This window comes from Jeotgalibacillus soli (assembly GCF_000829435.1).
Classification (GTDB): Bacteria; Bacillota; Bacilli; order Bacillales; family Jeotgalibacillaceae; genus Jeotgalibacillus; species Jeotgalibacillus soli.
Genome location: NZ_JXRP01000009.1, coordinates 686733 through 712302, shown reverse-complemented (window position 1 = coordinate 712302; position 25570 = coordinate 686733). Strand labels below are relative to the sequence as shown.

At 38.9% G+C, this 25570-nt stretch carries 19 protein-coding genes and 1 pseudogene; 7 read left to right on the top strand and 13 right to left on the bottom strand.

The window, feature by feature from the left end; genetic code table 11:
• The first annotated feature begins 283 nt into the window (after window positions 1–283).
• From KP78_RS06375 to KP78_RS06360, 4 genes are read left to right on the top strand one after another with little or no spacing between them, the layout of a single operon-like run.
• Complete coding sequence (locus KP78_RS06375) at window positions 284–1222, top strand: glycosyltransferase family 2 protein (RefSeq protein ID WP_041087164.1); 939 nt, start codon at window positions 284–286, stop codon at window positions 1220–1222.
• Window positions 1219–2961, top strand: coding sequence for a DUF6020 family protein (locus KP78_RS06370; protein WP_052474645.1), 1743 nt, complete (start codon window positions 1219–1221; stop codon window positions 2959–2961). Before KP78_RS06375 ends, KP78_RS06370 begins: the two co-directional genes overlap by 4 nt.
• A 1-nt stretch (window position 2962) precedes the next feature.
• Entirely contained in the window at window positions 2963–3310 is a 348-nt protein-coding gene (locus KP78_RS06365) for an EamA family transporter (RefSeq protein ID WP_041087162.1), read from the top strand.
• Window positions 3307–3633, top strand: coding sequence for an EamA family transporter (locus KP78_RS06360; RefSeq protein WP_041087160.1), 327 nt, complete (start codon window positions 3307–3309; stop codon window positions 3631–3633). The genes KP78_RS06365 and KP78_RS06360 overlap by 4 nt, the downstream gene beginning before the upstream one ends.
• A gap of 724 nt (window positions 3634–4357) precedes the next feature.
• On the opposite strand, the gene KP78_RS06355 is transcribed toward KP78_RS06360, so the two are convergent.
• From KP78_RS06355 to KP78_RS06315, 9 genes are all read right to left on the bottom strand, one after another.
• Entirely contained in the window at window positions 4358–5092 is a 735-nt protein-coding gene (locus KP78_RS06355; RefSeq protein WP_041087158.1) for an SIMPL domain-containing protein, read from the bottom strand.
• Window positions 5093–5114: 22 nt separating this feature from the next.
• Entirely contained in the window at window positions 5115–7343 is a 2229-nt protein-coding gene (locus KP78_RS06350; protein ID WP_052474644.1) for a cell wall-binding repeat-containing protein, read from the bottom strand.
• A 487-nt stretch (window positions 7344–7830) separates the two neighbouring features.
• Window positions 7831–12471: a cell wall-binding repeat-containing protein gene (locus tag KP78_RS21050; protein ID WP_041087156.1), complete on the bottom strand. Its 4641-nt coding sequence runs from the start codon at window positions 12469–12471 to the stop codon at window positions 7831–7833.
• A gap of 577 nt (window positions 12472–13048) precedes the next feature.
• The gene (locus KP78_RS06340) at window positions 13049–14374 is read right to left on the bottom strand and encodes a cell wall-binding repeat-containing protein (RefSeq protein ID WP_041087154.1); all 1326 of its coding nucleotides are present in this window, start codon (window positions 14372–14374) and stop codon (window positions 13049–13051) included.
• A gap of 313 nt (window positions 14375–14687) precedes the next feature.
• Entirely contained in the window at window positions 14688–15302 is a 615-nt protein-coding gene (locus tag KP78_RS06335) for a hypothetical protein (protein WP_131272600.1), read from the bottom strand.
• A 285-nt stretch (window positions 15303–15587) separates the two neighbouring features.
• Window positions 15588–16205, bottom strand: a complete 618-nt coding sequence (locus KP78_RS06330) for a hypothetical protein (RefSeq protein WP_041087150.1) — start codon at window positions 16203–16205, stop codon at window positions 15588–15590.
• Window positions 16206–16465: 260 nt separating this feature from the next.
• Window positions 16466–17239 (bottom strand): tyrosine-protein phosphatase, encoded by a 774-nt coding sequence (locus tag KP78_RS06325; RefSeq protein WP_041087148.1) that lies wholly within the window; start codon window positions 17237–17239, stop codon window positions 16466–16468.
• 20 nt (window positions 17240–17259) lie between these two features.
• Complete coding sequence (locus tag KP78_RS06320; RefSeq protein ID WP_041087146.1) at window positions 17260–17958, bottom strand: CpsD/CapB family tyrosine-protein kinase; 699 nt, start codon at window positions 17956–17958, stop codon at window positions 17260–17262.
• A gap of 2 nt (window positions 17959–17960) precedes the next feature.
• Window positions 17961–18698 carry a YveK family protein gene (locus KP78_RS06315; protein WP_041087144.1) on the bottom strand — a complete coding sequence of 246 codons (738 nt, stop codon included), beginning with the start codon at window positions 18696–18698 and terminating at the stop codon, window positions 17961–17963.
• A 198-nt stretch (window positions 18699–18896) separates the two neighbouring features.
• On the opposite strand from KP78_RS06315, the gene KP78_RS06310 reads away from it, so the two are divergent.
• Together KP78_RS06310 and KP78_RS06305 are read left to right on the top strand one after the other, a co-directional pair.
• Window positions 18897–19715: an SGNH/GDSL hydrolase family protein gene (locus KP78_RS06310; RefSeq protein WP_041087142.1), complete on the top strand. Its 819-nt coding sequence runs from the start codon at window positions 18897–18899 to the stop codon at window positions 19713–19715.
• A gap of 22 nt (window positions 19716–19737) precedes the next feature.
• Window positions 19738–20766 (top strand): C40 family peptidase, encoded by a 1029-nt coding sequence (locus tag KP78_RS06305; RefSeq protein WP_041087140.1) that lies wholly within the window; start codon window positions 19738–19740, stop codon window positions 20764–20766.
• A 311-nt stretch (window positions 20767–21077) separates the two neighbouring features.
• Here the strand turns inward: KP78_RS06305 and KP78_RS20570 are convergent, their stop codons facing one another.
• Together KP78_RS20570 and KP78_RS06300 are read right to left on the bottom strand one after the other, a co-directional pair.
• Window positions 21078–21245, bottom strand: coding sequence for a hypothetical protein (locus KP78_RS20570; protein WP_235420853.1), 168 nt, complete (start codon window positions 21243–21245; stop codon window positions 21078–21080).
• Window positions 21246–21291: 46 nt separating this feature from the next.
• Window positions 21292–21639: pseudogene (locus KP78_RS06300) on the bottom strand (glycosyltransferase); the annotation flags it as partial.
• A gap of 274 nt (window positions 21640–21913) precedes the next feature.
• Here KP78_RS06300 and KP78_RS06295 point away from each other — a divergent pair.
• On the top strand, window positions 21914–23182 hold the full coding sequence (locus tag KP78_RS06295) for a helix-turn-helix domain-containing protein (RefSeq protein WP_041087138.1): 1269 nt from the start codon (window positions 21914–21916) through the stop codon (window positions 23180–23182).
• A gap of 641 nt (window positions 23183–23823) precedes the next feature.
• Here the strand turns inward: KP78_RS06295 and KP78_RS06290 are convergent.
• Window positions 23824–24282 carry an IDEAL domain-containing protein gene (locus KP78_RS06290; protein ID WP_235420852.1) on the bottom strand — a complete coding sequence of 153 codons (459 nt, stop codon included), beginning with the start codon at window positions 24280–24282 and terminating at the stop codon, window positions 23824–23826.
• A 409-nt stretch (window positions 24283–24691) separates the two neighbouring features.
• Complete coding sequence (locus KP78_RS06285; RefSeq protein WP_041087136.1) at window positions 24692–25480, bottom strand: LysM peptidoglycan-binding and 3D domain-containing protein; 789 nt, start codon at window positions 25478–25480, stop codon at window positions 24692–24694.
• Between the last annotated feature and the right edge of the window lie 90 nt (window positions 25481–25570).

Here is a 25570-nt window from a genome sequence, read left to right as displayed (position 1 = left end):
TGCCAGCTAACCAAAAACATTATTTTCTCCAAAGATCATTCGCCGCACAGCGTATAGCATCCTAATAAAAGCTGTATACTCATGTTAATAAAGGATGAATCCGTTTACAGTCAATTAATTTCCAAAAAAGCATGTTTTATAGGTCTAAATACCCTTTATAGTTATATGTAAATAAAGGATACTAAAGTTTGTATGTCCTAAAGGAAATAGTTTCTGTTCTTAAATGCACTATTTTTAATAGGATAAATAGATTCGGAAGAGAGTAAGTCGAAGAGGTGACACAATGAAAATTGCGATTTTACTTCCATGCTATAACGAAGAACAAACCATTGGAAAAGTAATCGATGATTTTAGGAAAGAGCTTCCTGCAGCTGATATTTATGTTTATGACAACAATTCAAAAGACCGTACGAGTGAAGTAGCGTTAGCGCATGGTGCTATCGTGAAAAAGGAGTACAAGCAAGGTAAAGGAAATGTCGTACGCTCCATGTTCCGGGATATTAATGCTGATATTTATGTCATGGCAGATGGTGACGATACATATCCGGCCGAATTTGTACATGAACTGATCCGTCCCGTTGTAGAAAAAGAAGCAAATATGACGATCGGTGATCGGTTATCAAACGGAACCTATGCGAATGAAAATAAGCGTAAATTCCACAATTTAGGTAACAATCTAGTGAAAGGCCTAATCAATAGCCTTTATAGAAGTGATATAAAGGACATTATGACTGGCTACCGTGCATTTGATAAGCTTTTTGTAAAGTCAATGCCAGTAACAAGCCCAGGGTTTGAAATTGAAACAGAAATGAGTTTACATGCGCTGGACAAAAAATTCACCATCCTTGAGGTTCCGATTGACTACCGTGATCGTCCTGAAGGCAGTGAATCAAAGCTAAATACATTTTCAGATGGCTGGAAAGTGCTTAATATGATTTTTACTTTATTTAAAGAATTTAAGCCATTTCAATTCTTCAGCCTTTGGGCAGGTCTTTTCTTTGTTTTAAGTCTAGTGGTCGGTGTACCGGTTATTTACGAATTTTTCACCACCGATTTTATAACGAGGGTACCATCTGCCATATTAGCAGTCGGGCTAGTATTACTGGCTGTTATCTCATTCGTTTGCGGGCTGATCCTGGATACCATTGCCTCCCTTTCAAAAAAACAATATGAGTTAGAATTAAATCGATTAATTTTAACGTTACGAGGTGAGCGCAAGTGAAAACTTGGGCCTTTCGTGCAGCAGTCTCAGTCGTGGCATTAGCTATGACTGTAGGCATGCTGTTTTATTATTTCCCCATACGTGACGTCCCTTTGTTGGTTCTTTTCTTATTTATAGTAGCAGGCATTGTTGTTTTTCAAGTTTTTGTTTCGATTGTGACGCAAGCAAATCGATATACAAAACGTGAACAAGCCTGGACCATAGCTGCTGTTTCCATTCTAACTGTTCTATGGCTTATTAGCTCAAAAGGACCTCAATTTTTTTTAACAGATAATGCCTGGTATATGCAATGGTTCGTATATTTATCTGCCTATACCTGGATATGGGTAACATTTATTTCATTAATTGGATTAGGTTATCGCCTGCAAGACCGAAAAACAGCCACTCAAACGGGGAAGAGATCTTATTGGCTCTATTTTTCGTTATTCTTTTTCATTGGGCTATTATATTTTGCTGCCTACTTCCCTGCCGGCATGTCTCCAGATTCACTGGCTTCATGGGATCAAGCTCATACACGAGAATTTAATAATTGGCATCCAATTATGTTTACTTGGATTATCATGGGATTAATACAGATCTGGGATTCCCCCGCTATCATGAGTTTATTCCAGATTACAATCCTTGCTGCTATACTCGCTTATGGCTTTTATAAAGCTGGAAATCTTGGTGTTTACAGACCGCTGATGTGGGCGATGGCTTTTATCATCATGGTCATTCCTTCTTACGGATCGTATACGATCATTATTTGGAAGGATATCTTGTTCAGTGCGGGACTGCTTTTATTTACCATTCAAATGTATTCCATTGTTCAGTCAAAAGGACTGTGGCTTAAAAATAATCTCAATGTTGTGATGCTGTTTATTTCTTCATTTATTATTATTTTTATTCGCCATAATGGGTACCCGATCTTTATTATTATGATGATTATTCTCGGCATCACTTATCGCAAACAGCTGTGGAAGCCAACACTGGCATTGTTTGTCTTTTTAGTGGGAATCAATCAAATTATTTCAGGACCTGTATCAAGCGCATTAAATATTGGGGAATCTGATCCCAATGAAGCGTTATCCATCCCAACACAGCAAATTGCTAATGTGATTGTCAGCGATGGAGATCTGACTGAAGAACAATTAGATTATTTCAATGAGATTCTGCCTCTTGAAATGTGGGAAGAAAAATATGTCCCTCACACAGTAGATCCAATTAAATTCACGTGGGATTACTACAATAGAGAGGTTATTTTTGATGACTTCCCCTATTATTTATCCACTTGGTTTGCTGTTGTAAGACAAAATCCAGCGCTTACGATTGAAGCCTTTTCAGATCAAACCGCTATTGTATGGAGAATGAGTACGCCGCGATACGCGTTTCAGCGAACATACAATAATACGATTACACAGCCAAATAAATATGACCTTGAAATACAAAGTATTAATCAAACATATGCTGATAAGCTCTCAGCCTACTTAGATAAATCAAGATTCTTTCCATTCAAAATTGTTTGGAGACCAGCCTTCTATGCGTTTATCATTTTGCTTTCAGCTATTCTTTTATTTAGAAAGCATCGCTTAGCAGCTGCGATTATTGTACTTCCGTTCTTGCTTAATTTAGCATCCGTTTGGGTAGCATTGCCGGCGCAGGATTTCCGATATTTATTTGCAAACGTGTTAATTGCCTTTATTCTGCCTCTTCTCGCATTGGTTCCAAAGGAGAACGAAAAGAAAGCATTAGGTGACTAACATGGCACAGTCAAAAGAAAAGAATTTATACCCAATCGGGATAGCAATCATGTTGGTTGCCTCACTTTGCACCACAACCGGACAGCTTTTTTGGAAGCTGTCCGAATCATCCTTTAACATTGAGCTCATCATTGGCTTCTTTCTTTATTTTGTGGGGGCAGTATGTATGATTATCGCTTTCCGATTTGGAGAATTATCAAAGCTTCACCCTTTTCTAAGTGTTGGTTATATTCTGAGCACTTTTTTTGGCTATTTTTTTTTACAGGAAGAGATCGGTTTAATGTCATTAACGGGTATTGCGTTCATCATGGTCGGGGTCACCCTTATAGGCGGTGATTCATCAAAATGACAAGTGTGCTCATACTATTATTTATGACCTTTTTTGGAGCGCTTGGAGGCTTCTTCTTTAAAAAAGCAAGTGCTGTACTAAAGGAAAACCGCCTATCATTCTTGGTGAATATGGGGATTGGGGGAAGCTTCTATGTTGCCGGAGCACTACTCAATATTTTGTTATTAACGAAATTACCCTACTCTATTGTTTTTCCATTAACAGCGATTACTTATTTCTGGACACTTTTTATATCAAAAATTTGGCTGCAGGAAGCGTTGACAACGAAAAAAATAATCGGTGTCGTTTTTATTTTAGTTGGATGTTTTTTTCTTGTGCAATAAAAACTTGTCTCGTTAGCTGTCTTCATCCTCTTAATGGATGGAGGCAGTTTTCTGTTTTTTCTGTCGGAAATAAAAGACTGTGTAATACAGATAAAACGGCATAAAGAGGGGCAGTCCTATACTTCCAAAAATTAAAACCCAGGCAGGCTAAAAAACGATTATTTTAGCCTGGGGTTTTCTGTATTCTGGTCTTTTCTGAAAGTATCCTGACGGATGCCGGCTACATTCAGGATGCTGTTGGTCATTACCAGCAGCCCGAACTCGATGTTGATTTTGTTTAGTCCACGTAACGAGAACCAGTGGAACGACCGATTACGCTTGATGCAGCTTACACACTCTCTGCTTCTGCGTTCCGAAAGGAGTAAAGGGTAGTTGCGCTTCACGTTCAAGAGCTTTTTTTAATCTTTAATTTCATTTTTTCAAACACTGGATTTCAATGTACTCGCCTATTCTCTTTAGCTTTTATACACTAAACTTTCACCGGAGCATCAGAACAGCCCACATACTTGTGAACCTTTACGGCCCGGTCCATAACCAGGCGCATTTTTTTTGATGTGTTAATGCTCAAATGTGATCTCCTAGCGGGCTGTGCGGACAAATGAAATGATCCTCTTTTTCGTCGTAAAAATAAAAGCAGACGCAGGCTCGGCATGGTGGTTTTGGAACAGAGAAAAAGAGCTGCCAGAAGTCAGCTTTCACTGACTTTCTGGACAGCTCTTTTTTATTACCTAGCTAACTCAGTTATGTTCGATAGCTCCGTATTAATAACAGTTGCATTTTCTCCATCAGTCTCGATCGTTTCTTTAATTAATCCAACATTAGGAGCATAGTAGCGTGTCGTCACTGTTTTTTGGTCAGATGCTTCTGAAGAAATGGTTTGTTTCATTACCAACACCTCAGTGTACGCAGCATAAGGCACAGTGATTTCTTCATTCTGAGCAATAACTTCCCATTCAGGTCCATCGCCCATACCTGTTCTTGTCAAACTCATTGCATCACTAGGTGATTCAACCGTTTGAAAGTTTGAAATCATGCTTTGAGTGGATTGTGGGTTCTCTTCCTTATAAACATTCGACATTTCTTCTTCTGTCCATTTAAAGATATTTAATGTTACAGCGTCACCAAACCGAGTTAACTCTTGAACGAAGTTTTCGTTTTGATCAATAATGTCATGATAAATCTCGAATTCGTCCTGTTTAAATACCTTTGTCACGTTTGAAGGGGCACGATATTTCTTAAACCCGTTCTGTTCATTTTCTACAAGGACTTGTTCCTCTTCACTGCTTTCTACTGTTTCATTAGTTTCTTCTTGAACAGCGTCTGCTGTTTCAGCGGTTTCTTCACTGCCAGCAGGATTCGCGTTTTCTCCTTCACCATTTACAGAGGAGGTGACGTTCCCTGCTCCACATCCAGCAAGCAGCCCTATGATTAAGAAAAGCATAAATAATTTTACTTTCATTTTTTTCACTCCTCAACTCGTCTTATTTCGTTAAATTCACAATTCGATTAGTCACATTATTTTCAACTACACCGCCAACCGTAATTACTTTTCCCACTACATTTTCCTTACCGTACGTCTGCATAAATTGATCGATTTGAGGATGCAGCTGTTGATCAGCCAATATTAATGGTGCTGAGTACTTTTTAGATAATGCAGATGCAGTTAAGGCATCAGGGAAATTGTTTCCTGTCGAAACAAGAACGGTTGTAGAGTGCAGATCTTTATAGTAGTGATTCAAGACTGCAGCCAAGGTCTCGTAGCGGTTTTGTCCGGATAGTCGAACTACGCGATCCGCTCCTAGATCTTTTTTAATCGTCTCTTCTATTTTCTGAGAAACAACGCTTGTCCCGCCGATAATGGATACCTCTTTATTTTGCAAGTAGCTTAACGTACTGGCAGGAATCGTGTTCGGATCAACCAATACAATGGAAGATTGATTATTAACAGCAACTGGTGCTGCCCCAAGTGCATCCGGGTAATTATTACTTGCAACAACCATTGTACTATTTACATTTGTAAGTTTTTGATTAATTTTCGTATTCGTTTCTACACGATTATTCCCTGAGATTCTTTCAACCGTATATCCGATAGATGTCAACGTATTGAAGGCTGTCTGCGAAACCGCTCCTGTGCCTCCAACAATCACCACTTTCGTTGCCTTCAAGCGTTTTAATTCATTTAATAATGTCGCATTAACATTTTGCGGCATAGTTAAAAGAATAGGTGCGTTTCCTAGCTGCGCTGCCAGCGGACCAGCCGATAAGGCATCTGCAAATTGTACTGCCGTTGACAGTACGACTGTTTTCTCCTGCTTATTTGAAGCAAATCCATTTGGATACAATTCTTTAGAAACCTCAATTGCTGTCAGCTCTCGATCAGCGGCAGAGACTTCATCAGATTTAAAAACAAATGAGTAGTTTGGATCTACAGTACTAAACAGATTTTTTCCGGTTTTATTATTAATTACATTTACATTTTTCCACAATTTAGCGTAGTCAACAGCCTCTTTTTCATTATAGAACGCCTTTAAAGTTCCCCTGCTAGTATGGCGAACCTCAAAGTTCTTTGTGAGATAGTTCGTCCATAGAATATAACCTGAATTCGTATCAATCACATACGTATTTTTATAATTCTTAGCATAATCAATGGCACCTGCTGAATTGTAATTTTTCTGCAAAATCCCTTGACTAGCATGAACTACTTGGTAATTCTGTGTTAGGTAATTTGACCAAACCACTCTAGCTCCCTTGTTATCAACCACACGTGTATTATTCCAGTTGCTGGCAAAATTGATAGCCTCTTGCTCTGTCACAAAGTAATGTTTGAATGTAGTTTGAGATGAGTGATATACACCGTATTGATAAGAGATATTATTAAAAATTTCTTTATTTGTTTTCTTGTGAATGACACGTACATTCGTCCGCGCTTTCGCATAATTTAACGCTTCTGTGTTGGATGTGGACTTAAATAGTAATTTATTCGTGTGATCATAAACAAAGTAGATATCAAAATATCCGTCAATCCCGTTTGCAATTCCTGCTGCTACTTTTGTTTGGAAGTCTCGCTGCTTAATGAGCCTTTCCTCAGTAGGGTTCGTCATATAGCCTACCTCAATCAATGCAGATGGCATTTGTGCGTTACGAATGACAAAGAAATCCTCATGAATCAATCCACGTCCTTCAGGAACTGGGGCATTACTTAAAACACCATTATGGATTTCAGCTGCCATCCTCTTGCTGTCAGGAGAATATTTCACTTGCAGGGGATCTGGGGGATAATTAGGGTTAACATTCGCTTTATCAAAATAATACGTTTCATAGCCTCTAAAACTAGGGCTGCTTGTTGCGTTATGATGGATAGAAACAAAAACCGATTGATCATTTTTCCCATTGACGTAGTCATTTGCGAGCTTCATTCTTGCTGCAAGATCTGCACTATTAGGGGAGGCAAAATTGCGATCTGTTGAACGCGTCATATAGACCTCATAGCCGCGTCTTTGAAGCTCATCACGCAATAGCAATGATACTTGTAAATTTGCATGCTTTTCATGGTATCCAGTCGTACCGCCTGAATACCCTGTCGTACCGGAATATATTCCACCATGGCCAGGGTCAATTACGACAATATTCTTCCCTGTATTGGCCTCAGCGCTATAAGGAAAAACAACACTTAACAACAACAAAACTAGTAAAGACTTAACAACTCGCATAACAACCTCCAGATTCCTATTTATTGAAAGATATATTAAACTTTAATCCTATTTTAATTGTCTATTTCCAAGCGAAAAATAGGATTACTATGTATATCTTCAATCATAATCATACATATAATATCGGACGTATCTCAACATTTTTTAGCAAAAAATTAAAATAGCTACTATACTATTAGACAATTGAACCTTTTTCTGGATAAATATCATAAATACTAGGCATATAGACATATTTCCAAATTCATTAAATATTTCTATTCTTTATCAGAGGCTCTCTTTATCATTTTTAGTTACTTCATACAATTTATTTATATCTATGAACCTGCTAAACTATGTTTCTCTATAAAACGAATTGTACTCTTCATTTTCCTTCCGGTATAACGATCAGACTGACATTCGATAAGCATGAATAATATGTATAATAAAAGCTTGCAGTACCTCTAAATGAGGACTGCAAGCTTGTTAAAGGATTGGGTTAGGCTTAGTTCTATTTTTCTAGATATTCATTCAACTGAAGAAGCACCTCATCTGAAACTGCAATTGTTCCACCAATCACTTTTGCAAATCTGATGTGATCAGCCGCTTGTAGATGGCTGCCTAGTGCTTCAGGAACCGTTCCTCCGACTAGATAAAGAGCACTGCCGTTTTTCGCAGCTGTAGCAGCTCCAGCTAATGCATCCGCATAGTTTGCTCCAGTTGCAAAATAAGCGGTATCGGAAGTATGCCCGAAGAATTTAGCTACTGCCAAAGAAGTTTCATATCGATTGGCTCCAGCTAATCGATAGGCACCTGGTGCTTGCTTCGCTACTTCTTCAGAAATGACACCCGTTCCACCGATAACAAAGGTACGTTGTGTTTTCAACTTCACTAACGCATCTTGTGTTGCCTTCGGCAATGTTTTACCGTCTGTTAAAAGGATCGGCATATTGCGCTCAGCTGCATAGCTTGCAACTGATAAGGCATCCGGGAAGTTTAGCGCATTGACGAGCACTGCTTCTTTGGCTGTACCGAATTCACCTGCAATTTTACTTGCTGTTTCCATTCGGTTTTCACCAGACAGACGTGTCACCTTAATACCATAGTTTTTAAGCTGTGTTACGATATCAGGTGAAATCGCTCCGTCTCCACCAAGGACATAAACATGTTTAGCACTCAGGCGTTTGATTTCGTCAAATGTTGCCTGTGGCATTGCTGTAGGGCGAGATAACAGTAATGGAGCATCATGTTTCTTCGAAAGCGGAACACCAGCTAATGCGTCGGCAAAATTATCACCGCGTGCAAGAATAACCGTCTCGGCTGTATCCCATGAAGATTGGCTAAGTTCAATCGCTGTTGCGTAACGATCCTCTCCGTAAACACGGTTTACAAACAGCTCTGATTCATTTCGTGTAATGGACAATTCGTATACCGTTTCATTGCCTGCAGTATCAATAGCAACAAATTCAAAGACATTTACTCCCAATTCAAGATCAAGCGTGACTGGCACAGATCCTTCAAAAGGCTTCAAATAATCAGAAGAAGCATTGAAGCTGCTGAATAATACATTATTGTTCAGTGATAATTCAATTTCTTGAAAATTATCTCTTAGCAAAACGTCTACTTCTACCTGATCAACGCTATTACCAACAAGATTGTCAGTATTCACCACAATGCCCGGGGCAGCTGTATCAACATAGAAGCCTCGCGCTATACTGGTTGAGTTTCCATTCCAATCCGTTACTTCAAATGTGATGTCGTGTTTGCCATCAGAATCAACGACAACCTCAGAAGAGAATACATATGTGCCTGCAGCTGCAGGAGAGAATGGTACTTCTTCTCCGTTCACTTTTAAAGATTTTAATCTTCCAGCTTCTACAATTTCACCCGCTACAGGGATCGTACGAGTATTATACGTAACGAGAGGGGCCGGTGCGTTATCATCCAGCAGAATGACCGGATCTGTCGTATCGCCGGCAACCATTCCGGCAAAGCCAAGATTTCCAGCTTGATCATATGCGACAATATTTATATCTACAACATCCTCAGCATTAATTCCAAAATCATTCAGGTTAACCGACGTTGTACCTGAAGGGAAAAATGCAGTTGGCTGAATATCCGTAGAGTTAATGTAAATATCAAATCCAAGAACACCTACTCCTTCATCGACACCTGCAAATCCTACTGTATTTGTCTCTTTATTGTACGTTAAACCTTCTACAATAGGTTCAGTGTTGTCAACATAGACCGGAATTTGTTTAGACTGCCAAGCTGCTCCATCATAATCCACGCGAGACTTTATTTCATACAAGTACACTCCATCTTCAACACCATTTTTTTGAACCAATCCATCCCAAGAACGTGATGGATTAAATGAAAAATATGAGCCATTTCCGTTGTTAAAAAAGTTTTTGCGAACATTATTCTCTAATGAGATTGTTCGCAGCTGAGTTCCACCAGCATCCAATACACCAAATTGAACTTCTTTAGCATTACGCAAAAATGTTGGCAAAGGATAGATATCATCATAGAAGCCATCATTGTTTTCTGGAGACAGCGGATATACCTGCTGACCATTTACGTCAATACTGTCAACAAAGAATCCGTCTCCTTCAAGCATATCGTAAGGGAATAAGTAATCCTCATAGAATCGTTCTCCTCCTTCTAACGTCATATGATCCACGATTTCTGGACGATCCCATGCGCCATAAAAGCCGAGATAAGGAACGACTAAATCCGGATTCCCAATATCTGTTGATTCGAGCTTTACAAAGCCCTCTACAAATTGATCTAATGGAAGATCCTTTAGTACTTCATTTCCTAAAGCGTCTGTTCCTTGAGCTTGAGCGTTTGAAAGATCAAGCGTGATAGAGAAGTCCACACTTCCGTTTGCTGGAACTACAACTGTTTCAGGACCATGCACAATAGCTCCTACTAGCTCTTTGGCAACAAGTGCATTGTAAGTAACAGAGGCCGTTTCTTCAAATGAATCGGCTAGAACAGATGTAGTAACCGTATATTTCGCTTCCGTCTCTGTTAGATTTGTGGCTGTTAATGTCATAGTGACAGTATTAGATGTGAAATCTTTTAAGTTTACTTTTGCTTCATTTGTAATACTCTCCGTAACAAATACAGGCGTTGAAACAGCTGCGTACGTTTGCATCATTCCAGCACCTTGACGGCGCGGAGAGATCGGCTGCCCTTCTAAGTCATGGACAACATCTGCTGTGTTAAGAAGCAGCGCCTTAGCTAAACGCGTTCTCTCATCTGCCGTGTATCCTGCAAATCGGTCATCTGATAATAAATACTGCTGTACAAGTGCACTGCCGCCAGCAACATGAGGCGCTGCCATTGAAGTACCGCTCATTACACCATACTGATCATCATTTAAAGTCGAGAGAATACTACCGCCTGGTGCAGATAATTCCGGCTTAAACTCCAGATCTGGAGTTACGCCCCAAGAAGTAAAATCAGTTGAACGGCCTACTTCAGGTCCTTCCACTACAGCTGTCTGATTTACATCTAATGAAAGCTGACCGCCATCTGCCAGCGCCTGTTCTAGCGCTAATCCAGCCGCTCTTTCTATTTTCATAAACGGAATATCCCATCCGCCTTGATCCTTGAAAAATGTTGGTGCAGTAGAGTTATAGACGATGATCCCAGCTGCTCCCGCCCTTGCAGCATTAACCGTTTTATCAAAAAATGTCAATTGACCGCGCTCTACCACTACTACCTTGCCGGTAACATCGATTCCTTGATAATCGCTTGGACTTCCTAAAGCATTAGGCTTTCCACTCAATGCTTTTAGACTGACTACTTCCACATTTGCTAAGCTGCTCCAGTCATCGACGCCATATCCTTTAAACGCAGGAACTCCATCACCATTAATTGTATGCGTGTACAAATTGACCACATTCCCAGTTGCAGCTACTTGAATCGTATCTGCATTTAAACCAGGCGCTCCTACTACTCCGATATCCGGATTGTCATAATGCGGATTATCATACCCATAACCTATGTGACCAGAGTTTCCAGCTGACACGGAGGAAACAATTCCATTTTCAACTGCCCGTGTAATTGCTAAATCCTCAGGAGATTCTTGCTCATAGAAGGAAGCAACAGACCCCAAGCTCATGTTTAATACATCGGCACCAAGTTTAATAGAATCATCGATTGCAGCAAGGTAAATATCAGAATATGTAGATGGGAATAGAGGGTCGTTACTGAATACCTTCATACCCAGTACTTGTGCTTCTGGTGCAACCCCTTTAATGCCGCCATTTTCAGTATCACCATTTGCAGCGACTGTCCCTGAAACGTGCATACCATGCTCAGATGCACCAGGACCAATGTCTTTAATGGTGTTATTTAAATCATAGTAATTGTAGCCGTAAGGTACTTTTTCGGAATAGTATTCTCCACGAAGATTTTGTCCTTCCTGAAGCTGTGCCACCTCTTCAGCAGTTAATCCATTTTCAACACCCTCACTTATGATAAAGTCTTTATGGTCAGGATCCACTCCGCTATCAATAACAGAGACGATCATTCCCTCCCCTTTAAACTTCGCATCAGCCCAAGTTTGATAAGATTGAATGAACTCATGGCTCGTATCCATGTCTGGCTCTACCTCAGGACGCTCGTACTCATTGGCAATATAAACTTTTTCGACTCCAGGTAATTTCTCGATTTTCTCTAAGTCTTTGAATTTGATAATACCGCTGATCCCATTAAAGGAAGCAGTGAAATTATTCTTGTAGTCTATCTTAATGGCTTGTGACCTTATAGAGTTTTTTAGTTTTTCTTGAGAAGTAAGTGCTTCTTGTTCGAAAGATTCTTTTTCTTCAGTGGAGAGCTCTTTATATAGAACTCCTTTTTCTGTGGCGTATTGAAGTGCAGTTTGACCTGATAACTCTACAATAACCCTGACATCATCACTATTTTTCAGCGACGATTTTGCATCAGTCACCTGACCCATTTCCTGTTGAAGCTTTGCTAGCTTTGCCTTTGAGTTAGACAACACATTTACGGGGACTTCCTTGTTTGTATCTTTATTAACCTTATTACCTTCTTGACCGAATGCCAATGCCGAGTTTCCAAGAACAAGTGAAGATGCCATTGCAACCGTTAAATATTTTTTCCAATGTTTACTCAATTAGTATTTACCCCCTTTAATAGTAAAAAAAGATTGCTAAATACCATTTATACCTTCCTTCACATCTTTTTTCAATATAATACCAACAATGTTAATTTTATTAAAAAATTTCTGAATAGTCAATATATTTTAAGGTGCCTTTGTAAAACTAGTGTCATATTTGTATGTTAATTTTAATAAAAACACAAATATATGAATATTAATACATATTTTCATATAATTTATATCATGAATCAACGCATTAATTAGAAAAAGTATTATAGATAAATACTCTAATATTTATCGATTTACTATAATTAGTGTTTGTTTTATCATAACTATTTTTTATAAATATTAATTTTGCAAGCTTACTAGTAGATTACAAACGGTTTATCTTATATTCTTAATTTTTGGGCTTCTCGGATAAATAAAAAACTTGTAAAGAAACAAAATGTCTCTTTACAAGTTTTTTATTTATTAGCTATGTTAAACTTGTCAGTTGATTTGCGCTCCAGGCGGTCGCTTTCCTAAGCAGGAGTCTCTCGCTTACGCTACAATCAGCATCGTGCCAATATCAACAATAATCTCTTAACTTAGTTTATTTATTAATAATATCTACTGATCCAAGGTAAGCATTTTTCCAGTATGAGTTGCTTAACGATGAAATTTCTACTCCTCGATCACCTGAATGGATAAATTGATTATTCCCAATATAGATCCCTGCGTGCGAAGGTCCTGGTTTATAAGTTTCAAACATCACGACATCCCCCACTTTAGGAGAACTCACTTTAATACCATAATTCCATATTTCAGCTGTTGTTCGTGGAATATGGATACCATGCTTCGTTTTAAATACATAGGTTAAGTAGCCGCTGCAGTCAAATCCGGCAGGAGTCGTGCCTCCCCATTTATAAGGTGTGCCAATATATAGTTTGGCTGTTGCTACAATTTGGGCAGAAACATCAACTTTAGGCACAGGCTTCGCAAAGGCTGCATCCTGCACAACTTGATTACCGCCAATAACGTTTACCTTTGTAACTCCTTTATTTTCCAGCACCGTTCTTACAGGTGCAGGCATAGCAGATTTACGAACAAGTATTACAGGTTCCTTTTTCTTCGCTGCAAACACTGAGCCTGTAAGCGCATCGGCAAAACCTTCACCAGTTGCAACCGTTGATGTTGACATTTTTGCCGGGTAAAGCTCCTGAACAACTTTCGCCGCCGTCTCATAACGATCCTGGCCAGCTATTCGATAAGGTTTGGGAAGCTGCCTTGCAACCGCGTCTGACACGACGCCTGTTCCCCCAATTATATATGTACTAGAGTATTTCGTTACTATGTTTTTAACATGACGGTTAACTTCTTGTTTACTTGTTAAAAGAATCGGGTACTGATTAACAGATGCAAAAGACGCAATTGCAAGACTATCTGCAAAGTTAGAGCCGTTCACAACAATTGCTTTTGTTCCACCAATTTTCTCCGCAATTTTTACTGAAGTTTCATATCGGTCTTCACCATAAATTCGTTCTGACGCAATGCCCAAACTTGAAAGCTGCTTTTCTACATTTAGTGAAATGATAGAAGGACCGCCAAGAATGATTGCCTTAGTTGTTTTTAAACGTTTTAGCTCATTCACCACGGTTGCATCTATATGATCCTTACCCGTTAAAAGGATCGGGGCTTTAAGCTTATGGGCTAACGGTGCGCCAGCTAAAGCATCCGGAAAATTATTACTAACTGCTAATACAACGGTTGATGAACCAGTAGACCACCCTTGCTGTGAAACTTTTACAGCTGTTTCATCTCGATCAGCACCGTATATTCTATTAATCTCGAAGGAGCTTGCCTCAACTTTATCATGTAGGAACAGGGACAAAAATAACAGAGTGACGATAAAAGTTACAGGGTTTTTAAATAATTTCAAAACAGCGCCTTCCTTTCACCTTGTTCTTTAATAAAGATAATTCTATCATCTTTCAAAATTAAAATAAGTTACATTTTTATTACAATAGATATATAGGTGTAATATTACTTCATTTGCTAGCATTTACTAAATCTTCTAACTGAAAAAAGATGATGAGCAAATTCCGGCTCGTCATCTTTTATTAATAATGGCTATTGATAAAGATAATTGATTTTGGCACGTTGTTGATTGGAGAATAAGGCGCGAAGCTCACGAACCGCCCTCGGAAAGCGAACGCCTGAAGAGGAAATCAACATGCAAGGTTAACACCGTCTTAATAATAAATAAAATTCGCAATTTCACGTAAATATTTCTTCTCGATTTCTTCTTTTACCCAATTCTCTAATTCTTGCTCCACCCCCCATTTTCCATGCTTCTGCAAATAAAAACACGAATCAATCAACCAGGAGTTTAACAACGAATGATCTATGTATTCTCTTTCAAGACCATTAATGCCCTCATCATTTGTCATATATCGTTCATAATAGTAATCATAATGCCGCTTAATATGTTCATCCATTTCTAGTTTAATTTTATCTTGAATTTGAATGATATGACCATCTAATTTTGCTGGATGCAAAAATCTATTCTGATTCATCAAAACGATTATAAGTGTGGAAATCTCTTTTTGGACTTCCTTATAAAAAATGATATTTTTTATAAGTGAGTCCTTGTACTGCTGCTTGGAGGTAGTGCTCAATCGTTTTTTTTCAATTAAATCTCTCATTCTTCTTTTTGTAGATATTGGTGTATAAGGCTTCGTTAATCCTTCCACCATTGCAGCGATTTGCTTTCGAAGCAGCTCTTTATTTTCTTTTAACACTGCACTGTTCATTTGTTGACCGGCATGCACCGAAGCTTTCTGTTGTCTAGACGGCTCGAAACTCATGCTCCCATCCCCTTCCAGTAGCTGCATTTTAAACTCAATTGTCACAAATGGAACTTCTTTTAATCACCGGATTCTCCCACAAAAAATGAATTGAAAATAGATGAACCTCTTCAATACTATCATAATTTTTTCTTAAGACAGATATATCAAGCTTATTTAATCAAATATGGTTGGATGCACCTTTTTTATAATTTCACTTCTCTTAGGCAGCTCTTGTTTAGCTATTGACAAAAAAAGACCTAAAGAACCATTTTTATGATTCTTTAAGCCTATATCCGTTTGCTGCTAAGCTTCTTCTACGTAAAGAAAAGCGACAACCTGCAAATAAATCAAATTTTCTATTTCACTAAGCAGCCATTTTCCTGATATTCCTTCTCCATGTTCCCATTGTTCTTTTTTAATATACAAACAGCACTCGATAAGCAGCGTATTGAATAAACTGCCTTCCATATACTCCTTTTCAAGTCCCGTTATCCCTGTAGGAGAGTTTAAATACTTCTCAAAGTAATCATCCAGATGCTCAGAGAGATGATGGTCAATCTCTTTTTTAACTTGTTTTTTTATCCCAAGAATATGATGTTCAATGTCAGCTGTATCATTAAATTTTTCCCATTTTAAAATTCCATATAATGTCGTTCTTAATTCAGCTTTTACAACCTTTAAAAAGATAACACTATATAATAGAGACTCTTCGTACATCGTTTGGTCTGGGTTTAAAAATTGCTTGCGTTCCAGTGCGCTATATAAACCCTCAAAAATTGATGTTCTAGTAAACGCTTTAGAAATATTGTTTACCATAGTATTAATTTCTTCTCTAACGCAATTTCTTTTTTCATTCTTCTCCTTATCCAGCTGTTCATCGATCTCTTGCTGCTTCTTTTTATGATGATTAAAAAAACGCATGGGTGGTCACCTACTAAAGATGAATTTTCAAAGGCTGAATGATTGAGTTATCGTTCTGCAGCAAAGAATCCTGCTTTTAAGGAAATTCCCAATTGGCATTCAATAAGTATTTTGTGGGTTTTGACGTTAATACAAGGATAATCGCTACAGAATAAAAATTCAAGATCAGCGGTGTCTCTCCATTTAACATTAATAAAAGCCCTAATGTGCAGGTATACTGTACACGTCAGGGCTTTTCAACATTTTACTGGTATGAAAGATTATGAACGATTCAAAAGCTTTGCCCAGAATCCCTTGGATTGAAGAGGTGTTGGCTGGCGAAGAGATAGCTGTTCTCCATATAACACGCATCTGGCGTTCTCCATAACCTGAAAGTCATTTCCGTAGGTTGAATGGAGCGTTTGAACGGCTCGATTAAGAGCAAATCCTCGGTTCTTTATATCATGGGCGTCGGATGCTACAAAATGCGCAAGGCTGTTTTCAAGCAATTCAAATGAAAAGCGCTGAAGCTTCTTACCGAAATCTCCTGCAACACTTGCAGCTGTAACCTGAGAGGTAGCTCCCTGATTAATGAGCTGAAAAAGCTTGTCTGGCGACTCTACAATAGCCGAATTACGCTCTGGATGGGCTATGATCGGAAGTAAGCCTTCTACGAGCATCTCATAAACGATTCTCTCCGTATAGGCCGGCACTTGACTTGTAGGAAGCTCAATCAAAATATATGAATGCTGACCTCCTAATGAAAGGATATCTCCATTACGAAAGTCCTCCAATAGCTCACCGTACAAGCGAACCTCTTGCCCGGGATGGATCGTTACTGGCAACTCTCTTTCCTTCAGTAATCCATTAAGCTTTTGCACATGCTGAAGCACTTCATCCATAGGATTGACATAATGTCTATTTCGATGATGAGGAGTGGCAATAATGTCCGTAATGCCATCTTCCATTGCTTGATAGATCATTTCTAACGTGTTTTCAAAATGAGCAGGACCATCATCAACGCCAGGAAGAATATGACAATGTATATCAATCATGCCAAGCCCTCTCTTTCTTATCAGTTACCATAATAATAGTAATCTTCGCCATTTTCCATTTTTTTGTCATTTAATATGACGCCTAAAATTTTCGCTTGTGCTGCAACCATCAGTTCTTTCGCTTTTAATGTCTGGTCTTTGTCCGCAACTCTTGAGCGGACAACAAGAATAGAACCATCGCATTGGTTGGATAAAATTTGAGCATCCGTTACAGCAAGAACTGGCGGTGTATCAAAAATAATTAAATCATAGTGCTCTAGCGCTGTTTCAAAAAAGCGTTCCATAATTCTGGACGACAGCAGTTCAGATGGATTTGGAGGAATTGGGCCGGACGTTAATATATCCAGCTTCTCAACATCCGTTTTCTTAGCTGCGTCTACTAATTCGATTTGTCTTGTCAAAACATTGGTTAGACCGGATGTATTCATCATATTAAATGTATAATGAACCGTTGGTTTTCTCATATCAGCATCAACTAATAGCGTTCTTTTCCCCTGTTGAGCAAATACAACAGCGAGGTTTGCAGCCGTTGTGGATTTACCTTCACCCGGACCTGAAGAGGTAATGGAAAGCGTTCTTATATCATCTTCAATCGCAGAAAATTGAATGTTCGTTCGAATGGTTCGATACTGCTCAGAGGCAACTGATTTGGGATTATATTTCGTAATTAAATTACGACTTTGTACCTGTGAATTGTTTTTCCTTCCTTTATTCGCCATTCCTAGCTTTCACTCCTTACATGTGCGGACCTGGAACTTCTTGCCGGCGCTTCTCGCGTAATTTGTTGATCCATCGTGCCGATCACGCCCAACAAAGGAAGTGCCAATGTTTTTTCTATATCTTGTTCTGTTTTTATTGTGTTGTCTAAATATTCCAACAGGAAGGCAACGCCCACTCCTACCATAAGACCTACAACAAGCGCAATGGCCATGTTTAAGAATGGTTGAGGACTAACAGGTGATTGTCCTGGAGAAACTTCTGCCGGAGCTAATATGCTGACATTATCTACACTCATCAAATTAACAATCTCTTCTTGAAAAACGGCTGCCGTCTTATTAGCGATTTCTGCAGCGACATATGGGTCAGGGTCTTGAACAGATAAATTTACAACCTGTGAATCACGCTCTGTTTGAACAGTAATTTTCGAGTTAAGCTCCCCTGTTGTAAAGGCTCCGTCCATTTGTTCTGCTACTTTGTCAAGAATTACTGGACTTTTAATAATGACATTGTATGTATTTATCAACTGCAGATTCGCCTGAATATCTGACACATTTAAGTTCGGCTGCTCGCTTTTTTCCTGGTTTACTAAAAGCTGCGTAGAGGATTGATAAATTGGAGTTATGACAAAAAAGGACACTGCCCCGCTAATTGACACTGCTACTAAAGTAATAACGATGATCATCATTATTCTCTTTTTCAGCGTGCCAAATAACTCCTTCAAGCTAATTGTTTCTTCCATTCGGTTGGTTCCTCCTGACTAAGTTCAAAATAACTTCTCCATTATAGCACAATGATTTCCAAGGAAAACTAGTGAAATGTAAAAATATGATAGAATTTTTTAAGAAATCTACCATTTTTTAAACATCTCTTATATAATATAAAGCATATTTAATATCGGTTCTTTTATATCATCTTTTAAGAGGGAGATTTAACCTATATGATTAATAAGGCAATCCTAGTACTATGTATAGTATTAACGGGTTTCGTTGTTTTCTGGGGACAGCATTCATGGAGCAAGCAGCAAGAAAGCATACATACACATACGGCCACTCCAGTCTCTAATAAAGAATCAGAAGATAAAGCAGCAGATGAGCCTAAATCTGTTAATACAAATCCCGCCGACTCTGAAACACTATCAAATTTAATCAGTAACCAGCCGGAGAACGTCCAAAAAATGTGGCTGGAGCATCAACAAAATGATCGGCCAGTCGATATTACTTTTGTAGCTTCAGGTTTTGCCCTTCTTTCTGAGGAGAATTGGACGACACTGCTAGAGGATGAAATGACAGCAGTCTATGAAGATGAAGATCTTCAATTAAATTTTACTGTGGTTGAATGGGAAGGTAATTCCGTTGACTGGCTCACCTCAATTAAAAACTCTTCCACTGATTTTGCTGAAGCAGATTTAGTCGTCTATGAAATACCTACAATATATGACAACGGTGAGGTTGAACCGGAAGATCAGCAGATTAATATGGAAGAATTCATTTCATTCTTGCTAGAAAATTATCCAGATACACATTTGTTTGTACAGCCATCCCAGCCATTGTATAATGCGGCAATTTATCCTGAGCATGTTGCTGGAGTTAGACTGATCGCAGAACAATTAAATATTCCTTATCTAGACCATTGGACTGACTGGCCGGACTCAGATGATCCAGAATTGGAGAATTATTTAACTGAGGACAGTGACCCAAATGAACTGGGTAATTCCACGTGGGGTACTTATCTGTCTAACTATTTCACAGGAAATTAAAATTAGGAGAGTGACTGTTTAAATGAAAAAAACGATGTTTGCTGTTGCAGCAGCTGCTGCCATTACGTCATTTGTCGGTTTAGAAACGGATGCACAGGCAAGTACTTATAAAGTTAACTCCGGCGATTCTTTATGGAAAATTGCGAACAAGCATAGTACAACGGTTGCTAACCTAAAAACGCTAAACGGGTTATCATCCGATCGCATTTTTCCTAATCAAGTACTTAAGGTTGCAGGTCAAGCAGCAACACGTACTGCGCCTTCCACTTCACCGGTAAACAACGGAAGCGCTGCTACTTACATAGTAAAATCCGGCGACACACTAGGTGGAATTGCAAACAGAAATAATATGTCATTAGCAAGACTGATGGAACTTAACAGCATTAAAGGCCATTTAATTTTCCCTGGACAAACATTACGTTTAGATGGTACAGCTCAAACTGCAGCACCGTCTGCACCTAGTGTAAGTGCACCGTCACAAAGCACTACTTATCAAATCAAGCCGGGCGACACTCTTGGCAGAATTGCATTAAATAATAAAGTAACCGTTGCAAACTTAAAAAAATGGAATAATCTTTCATCCGATCGTATTTTTGCAGGTCAATCGCTGATCATTCAGGGTAGTGGTTCAACTAATGGAGCGACTCCATCCAGCCCAGCACCAAGCGGCAGTGTGAATCCCTCTCCAAATGTGAGCAGCGGTGTAGTTGATATCGCAAGAAGCTTAATGGGTGTTCCGTATGTATGGGGCGGTACTACTCCAGCCGGCTTTGATTGCAGCGGCTTTATCTACTACGTTTACAAGCAAGCAGGCTATAATATTTCAAGAACCAATGCGGAAGGTCAGCATGCTCGTTCTTATGATGTTTCTTCTCCTGCTGTTGGAGATCTTGTATTTTTTGAAAATACCTATAAAGCTGGTATATCTCATGTAGGAGTTTATATTGGCAACAACCAATTTATCCATGCAAACGATGGCGGAGTTCAAATCACAAGCTTAAGCAACTCCTATTGGAAATCAAAATTCGAAAGCTTTAAGCGTTTCTATTAATTTGACTCTGTTAAACTTGCCTGTTGATTGGAGCGAAGGCCCTTCGCTCCAATCAACAGCGTGCAAAAATCAACAATAATCTTTAACATAGATTAATTTAAATAGTATAGAAAAAGAGGCGACCACCAATGATCGCCTCTTTTTCTATGTCACTGACGGTCTTCCAATCGCAGGATATTGAGAGATGATCATTAGGTCAAATAGATTTCGTCCATCAAAATAATCGGTCTTTCCACGTAGTTATCATAGTTTTCCAGATTAATAAACGCCGGCCATTCTGTTGTAATAAAAACAGCGGTTGATTTTTCCAGTCAAGTCTCTAGTAAATCGTGATAAATAACCTTGTCTCCCAGCTTTGTACGCTCGAAAGTGGTTTCAATTGGCGATTCTATTTGCTCATATAACCTTCGCATTATTCGCAGCGAATGGGCAGTGGAACCCGCATAGATAATCCGATCTGGATGAAAAGCATCATACATCGCTGCCCCTTCTCTTAAAAGTTCCGGTTTGGAAACTAAATGAATATCATCTCTGATCCGGCCATAATGATACGCAAAAAAAAAAAAAAAAACGATTCGTTGGCTTTCTATGATTCTCTTCTTTTTTGTATTCAAAGATTTCCACGTCACTAAAAGCAAGGTCCGCATGACTCATCTCATTTACCCTTCGTTCGATATGGCCTGGCAAGAGTAAATCATCATCTTCACAAAGTAAAATATACTCACCGCGAGCGTATGATACTCCGTTATTTCGCGCTTCAACATGGTATAATTTTCTAGATGGATTGATGATCGTCAAATTCAAATCAGCGTATAAGGACTCTACAAGGTCAATGCTTTCACCGAAATCATTTACAATAATTACTTCCATTCTTTTAAAGGATTGCTGACTTCAGCTTTCTAGCAGCAGCTCACGCAATTCTAATGGGCGGTTAAATGTGGGAATGATTACTGATACTAATGGGATCATCACGCTACCAGACCTTTCCTCTGAAATTATCTTTATTACATCCTGCCAATTGGCTGCAACGACACTTTGAACTTTATGAAGTCTTTTGAGTCATGTAAACTATTAATTACTAGAAAATAAATTTTTTGAATTTTGAGTAAAACAAACCTTCATTCTTATGATAAAAGGTGGTTGAGTGATGAACGTCGGACCGATCATAAAGTATTATCGAACAAAAAAGGGATGGACACAGGCAGAGCTCGCGAATAAGATTTGTTCGATTTCCCATTTGAGTAAAATTGAAACGAATATGTATGCTGCCAATGAAGAAACGCTTGCATTGCTATTGAACAAACTTGAGCTGACGCTTGAAAATGAAAGGGAACGCATGGCTGGAACAGGTTCAAAGCTTCAGGAATTTATCCTGTCAATTTTTTCACTTGATCATGAACAGGCTGATCAGCTGTATGAAGAGCTGATCCAGGAGCAGGATTACTTGGCATCAAGTGATTTCGTGAATCTCTATCATCTATACTTGTACCGCTACTACTGCTGGAAGGAACTAGAGGAAGAGGAATTACGTATACATACAATGATTCAGCGAATAAAAACGACATTTACAAATGTTGAAGCGAATATTTTTACTTTCTTTCAAGCCATGACGCTCGTACAGCAGCGAAATAATGAAGAAGCGCAGAAATTCTTTTATGATTTTCTGGCCAATCCCCTTCCGATCGGGAAGTATTGGTTAGGAGAGGCCTATTTTCAGCTGGCTAACACACACAGCAAGCTCAACCAACCAGAGGCTGCCTTTATCTATGGACGAAAATCCTTTGACCTTTTTGAAGAAGAAGCTAATTGGAAAAGACAAATTCATGCGCAAATGATTCTTGGCATTAATTATATGCGTCTTCGTTTATTTTCAGAGGCTGAGACCTTGTATAAGAAGCTTCTTCGCAATACGCGGTTGTTTTTTCGCGACACTTATCACCCCTATGTGCTGGTCAATTACGGGGTGTGCTTGATGCACCAAAAAAAGTATGCTGAGGCACGGGGGGAAATAGAAAAAGCACTAAAGGTTTTACCTTCCCAAACAAAGAAATATACCATTGCCCTATTCTGCTGGATCGAAATCGGCTGGAAAGCAGGGTTAACCAATACAGAATGGAATGAAAAATTAAAGGAGCTGCACCTTTTAAGCCTTGATTTAGAAGATAAATTATTTTTTCATTTTTCAGTTTTCTATGAAAAAAAACAATTTTCCCAACAAGATGCAATGGAATATGCGATCAAGTGGCTGTATCCATACTTGATAAAAATGAAGCATTATGAGAAAGCTGAAGTCATTGTAAAAGAAATCACAGATTATTACAGTGAACAAGATGATCTTATAATGACAAGACATTACTATGATGAATGGAGAAAATTGATCGATCGGGAGAAAATATATAATGAAAATGATCTGTAAAACGCTCAGCCAAGTATCTTAAAGTGACACTTTATTATTTTAGGACTAGTTTTAACGTGTCTGTTGATTTCTACTGCAGGCGCTCGCGTTCAGCGTGGCGGGCGGTGAGCCTCCCAGGTCGCAGGCTGAGTCTTATCTGTCCCGCTTCGCTTCAGCCCATAGAAGTCTCACACACCCGCTCCAATCAACAATGGGCTTCAACATGACTTTATTTTAAAATAATTTTATTACATAATTTGTTCTTATCATAATCAACCTGTTTGATTTAAATTCTAGAAAACAATAGATTGTAATCATTATTAATAAGCCTAATGGTCTGGATTCAGCTTGTGATCCCTTTTTCCGGAAGATGATCGATTTTCCCGATAGACTGTGCACTAAATCTATTTTAAAATAAGAATATGAAATGACCCAGCAATACCCTCTCTTGACCGCCTATGCGATAGGCGGTCCTTTTTTTGTCTATTTCTTTTCTCACGCATATAGAGAGAGGATTGAACCAGAATATCAAGATGGTAAAAGAAGTGGTGAAAAATTTGTTGCCTAGATCAAGGGAATAATAAAACCACTTACCTGCACCAAAGGTATGTTCTTTCCCTTCGGTTACGAGATAAGTGGTCGACCTATTAATTCCGGAGACATTAGTGAGCCGCCTCCTCTGCCTTGAGTTTATCTGTTAAGAGCATAAACATTTCACGGTCTCCATCTGACAGTGCTTTATCAATTAATCGCTGCAGATTTTGTATTTCGAGATGAAATATTTCTTCATTAAAGGACTCCGCCTCAGCCAGCGTTTTCGCCTCTTGAATATAAAAGGTTGTAATGGATTTGAGGTGGTCAATTAAATCGGAAATTTGCAATAGCTGAAACAGAGGTATTCTAAAAATCCTCGTGCCTCTCTGGAAAACAAAAATATCGGTCAGGTTCTCAATCTGCTTCGTTTTCAAATTAATACGGATTTCATTTGATTCAACTGGAATAAACTGATAAACCTCAGTCCCTTTCACAACGGAGAAATACTGATACGCAAATACAAGCTTAAGATCATTTCCTTCCTGAAGCGTATAAAACGGTTTCATCATTTTTATCATCAGCAACATGGTACCCTCCCCCTGTCTGTAATCCATTTAGAATATTCAGTTATTTATCTATATTATCGTACATTTTATGTAAAAGATAAAGCGATAATGCTTACCAATTACGCTTTAGTTCGCTGAAGGGGTCAGACCCCTTCAGCGAACTAAAGCACTCAATTCCGTTGATACATCAGCATTTTTGTGTTCGCTGGTAATGCAGTGGTTCTTATTATAGCTTTTACTCTTTAACAATTCGTCATAAATAAACGTTATAGCCTTTTCATTCCATCACGATTAATTGAGACGACGGCTGAACGAAAGACTTTCTTTCAATCATCAAATTTTTAAAAAAGAGCGTCTAGTAACTATAAAACTTCAAAAAATAAGCCACTTTCCTAAAAGGAAAGTGGCAATCTATTGGATCAATAAATTTTTAGTTTAAGATTTTAACTGTTACTTCTTTGACGCCCCAGCTAAGCGCTGCGTCTTGTGATGGGATAAATACATCAATTTTGTTTCCTTTGATTGCTCCGCCAGTATCTCCAGCAATTGCTTCTCCGTAACCTTCAACCCATACTCTAGAACCTAGTGGAATGACGTTAGGATCTACTGCAATGACTTTTTGATTAGGATTTGCACGCAAGTCGATGCCTGTAGCAGTCGTTCCTGAGCAACCGTTACAGTATGCCGTATAGGCAGTTGCTGTCACAGTCATTTCCTGTGCTGCTTCTGATGATGGTGCTTCTGCACTTGTGTTCTGTACAGCCGTTTCTTCAGCTGGTGCTGATGTTTGTTCAGGAGCTGAAGTTTGTGCTGGCGCTGATGTTTGTACTGCCGCTGCCTGTGCAGTGCCGCCTTTTACAACAAATTCTTGACCTGGGAAGATCAAGTCGCTGGTTAAACCGTTCCAGCTTATTAATGCATCTAATGAAATCCCGTGAGTATTAGCGATTTTATAAAGCGTGTCACCACTTACAACGGTATAAGTAGCTTTTTCTTCAGAAGCTGAACCGCTAACCTTTAACTCTTGATTAGGGTATATAATTGTGGAAGCTAAACTGTTCCACTCTTTAAGATCTTGCACACTGACGTTATTTGACTGAGAAATCCCCCACAACGTGTCTCCTCTTTGTACCGTGTGAGATGTTGCTGCTGATGCTTGACTTGCCGCTCCGGCAGTCAACGCTGCGATTGCTGTTAGTGCAACGATTTGTTTTTTCATGAAATGAAGCCCTCCTTTTCACTAACAGGAGTAATCATAACATCTATAGATTGCGAGAGAATGTCAAAACTATGTAATTGAGTTAACAAT

What these genes read in the sequence shown, in the direction of transcription:
- KP78_RS06325 (WP_041087148.1), bottom strand. Translation starts at nt 17,239, where the DNA reads ATGATTGATATACATTGTCATATTCTTCCTGGCGTTGATGATGGTCCT.
- KP78_RS06320 (WP_041087146.1), bottom strand. Translation starts at nt 17,958, where the DNA reads ATGGCGAATAAAGGAAGGAAAAACAATTCACAGGTACAAAGTCGTAAT.
- KP78_RS06315 (WP_041087144.1), bottom strand. Translation starts at nt 18,698, where the DNA reads ATGGAAGAAACAATTAGCTTGAAGGAGTTATTTGGCACGCTGAAAAAG.
- KP78_RS06360 (WP_041087160.1), top strand. Translation starts at nt 3,307, where the DNA reads ATGACAAGTGTGCTCATACTATTATTTATGACCTTTTTTGGAGCGCTT.
- KP78_RS06365 (WP_041087162.1), top strand. Translation starts at nt 2,963, where the DNA reads ATGGCACAGTCAAAAGAAAAGAATTTATACCCAATCGGGATAGCAATC.
- KP78_RS06305 (WP_041087140.1), top strand. Translation starts at nt 19,738, where the DNA reads ATGAAAAAAACGATGTTTGCTGTTGCAGCAGCTGCTGCCATTACGTCA.
- KP78_RS06295 (WP_041087138.1), top strand. Translation starts at nt 21,914, where the DNA reads ATGAACGTCGGACCGATCATAAAGTATTATCGAACAAAAAAGGGATGG.
- KP78_RS06310 (WP_041087142.1), top strand. Translation starts at nt 18,897, where the DNA reads ATGATTAATAAGGCAATCCTAGTACTATGTATAGTATTAACGGGTTTC.
- KP78_RS06330 (WP_041087150.1), bottom strand. Translation starts at nt 16,205, where the DNA reads ATGCGTTTTTTTAATCATCATAAAAAGAAGCAGCAAGAGATCGATGAA.
- KP78_RS06350 (WP_052474644.1), bottom strand. Translation starts at nt 7,343, where the DNA reads ATGCGAGTTGTTAAGTCTTTACTAGTTTTGTTGTTGTTAAGTGTTGTT.
- KP78_RS06355 (WP_041087158.1), bottom strand. Translation starts at nt 5,092, where the DNA reads ATGAAAGTAAAATTATTTATGCTTTTCTTAATCATAGGGCTGCTTGCT.
- KP78_RS06290 (WP_235420852.1), bottom strand. Translation starts at nt 24,282, where the DNA reads ATGTTGCTGATGATAAAAATGATGAAACCGTTTTATACGCTTCAGGAA.
- KP78_RS06335 (WP_131272600.1), bottom strand. Translation starts at nt 15,302, where the DNA reads ATGAGTTTCGAGCCGTCTAGACAACAGAAAGCTTCGGTGCATGCCGGT.
- KP78_RS06285 (WP_041087136.1), bottom strand. Translation starts at nt 25,480, where the DNA reads ATGAAAAAACAAATCGTTGCACTAACAGCAATCGCAGCGTTGACTGCC.
- KP78_RS20570 (WP_235420853.1), bottom strand. Translation starts at nt 21,245, where the DNA reads ATGTATGATGCTTTTCATCCAGATCGGATTATCTATGCGGGTTCCACT.
- KP78_RS06375 (WP_041087164.1), top strand. Translation starts at nt 284, where the DNA reads ATGAAAATTGCGATTTTACTTCCATGCTATAACGAAGAACAAACCATT.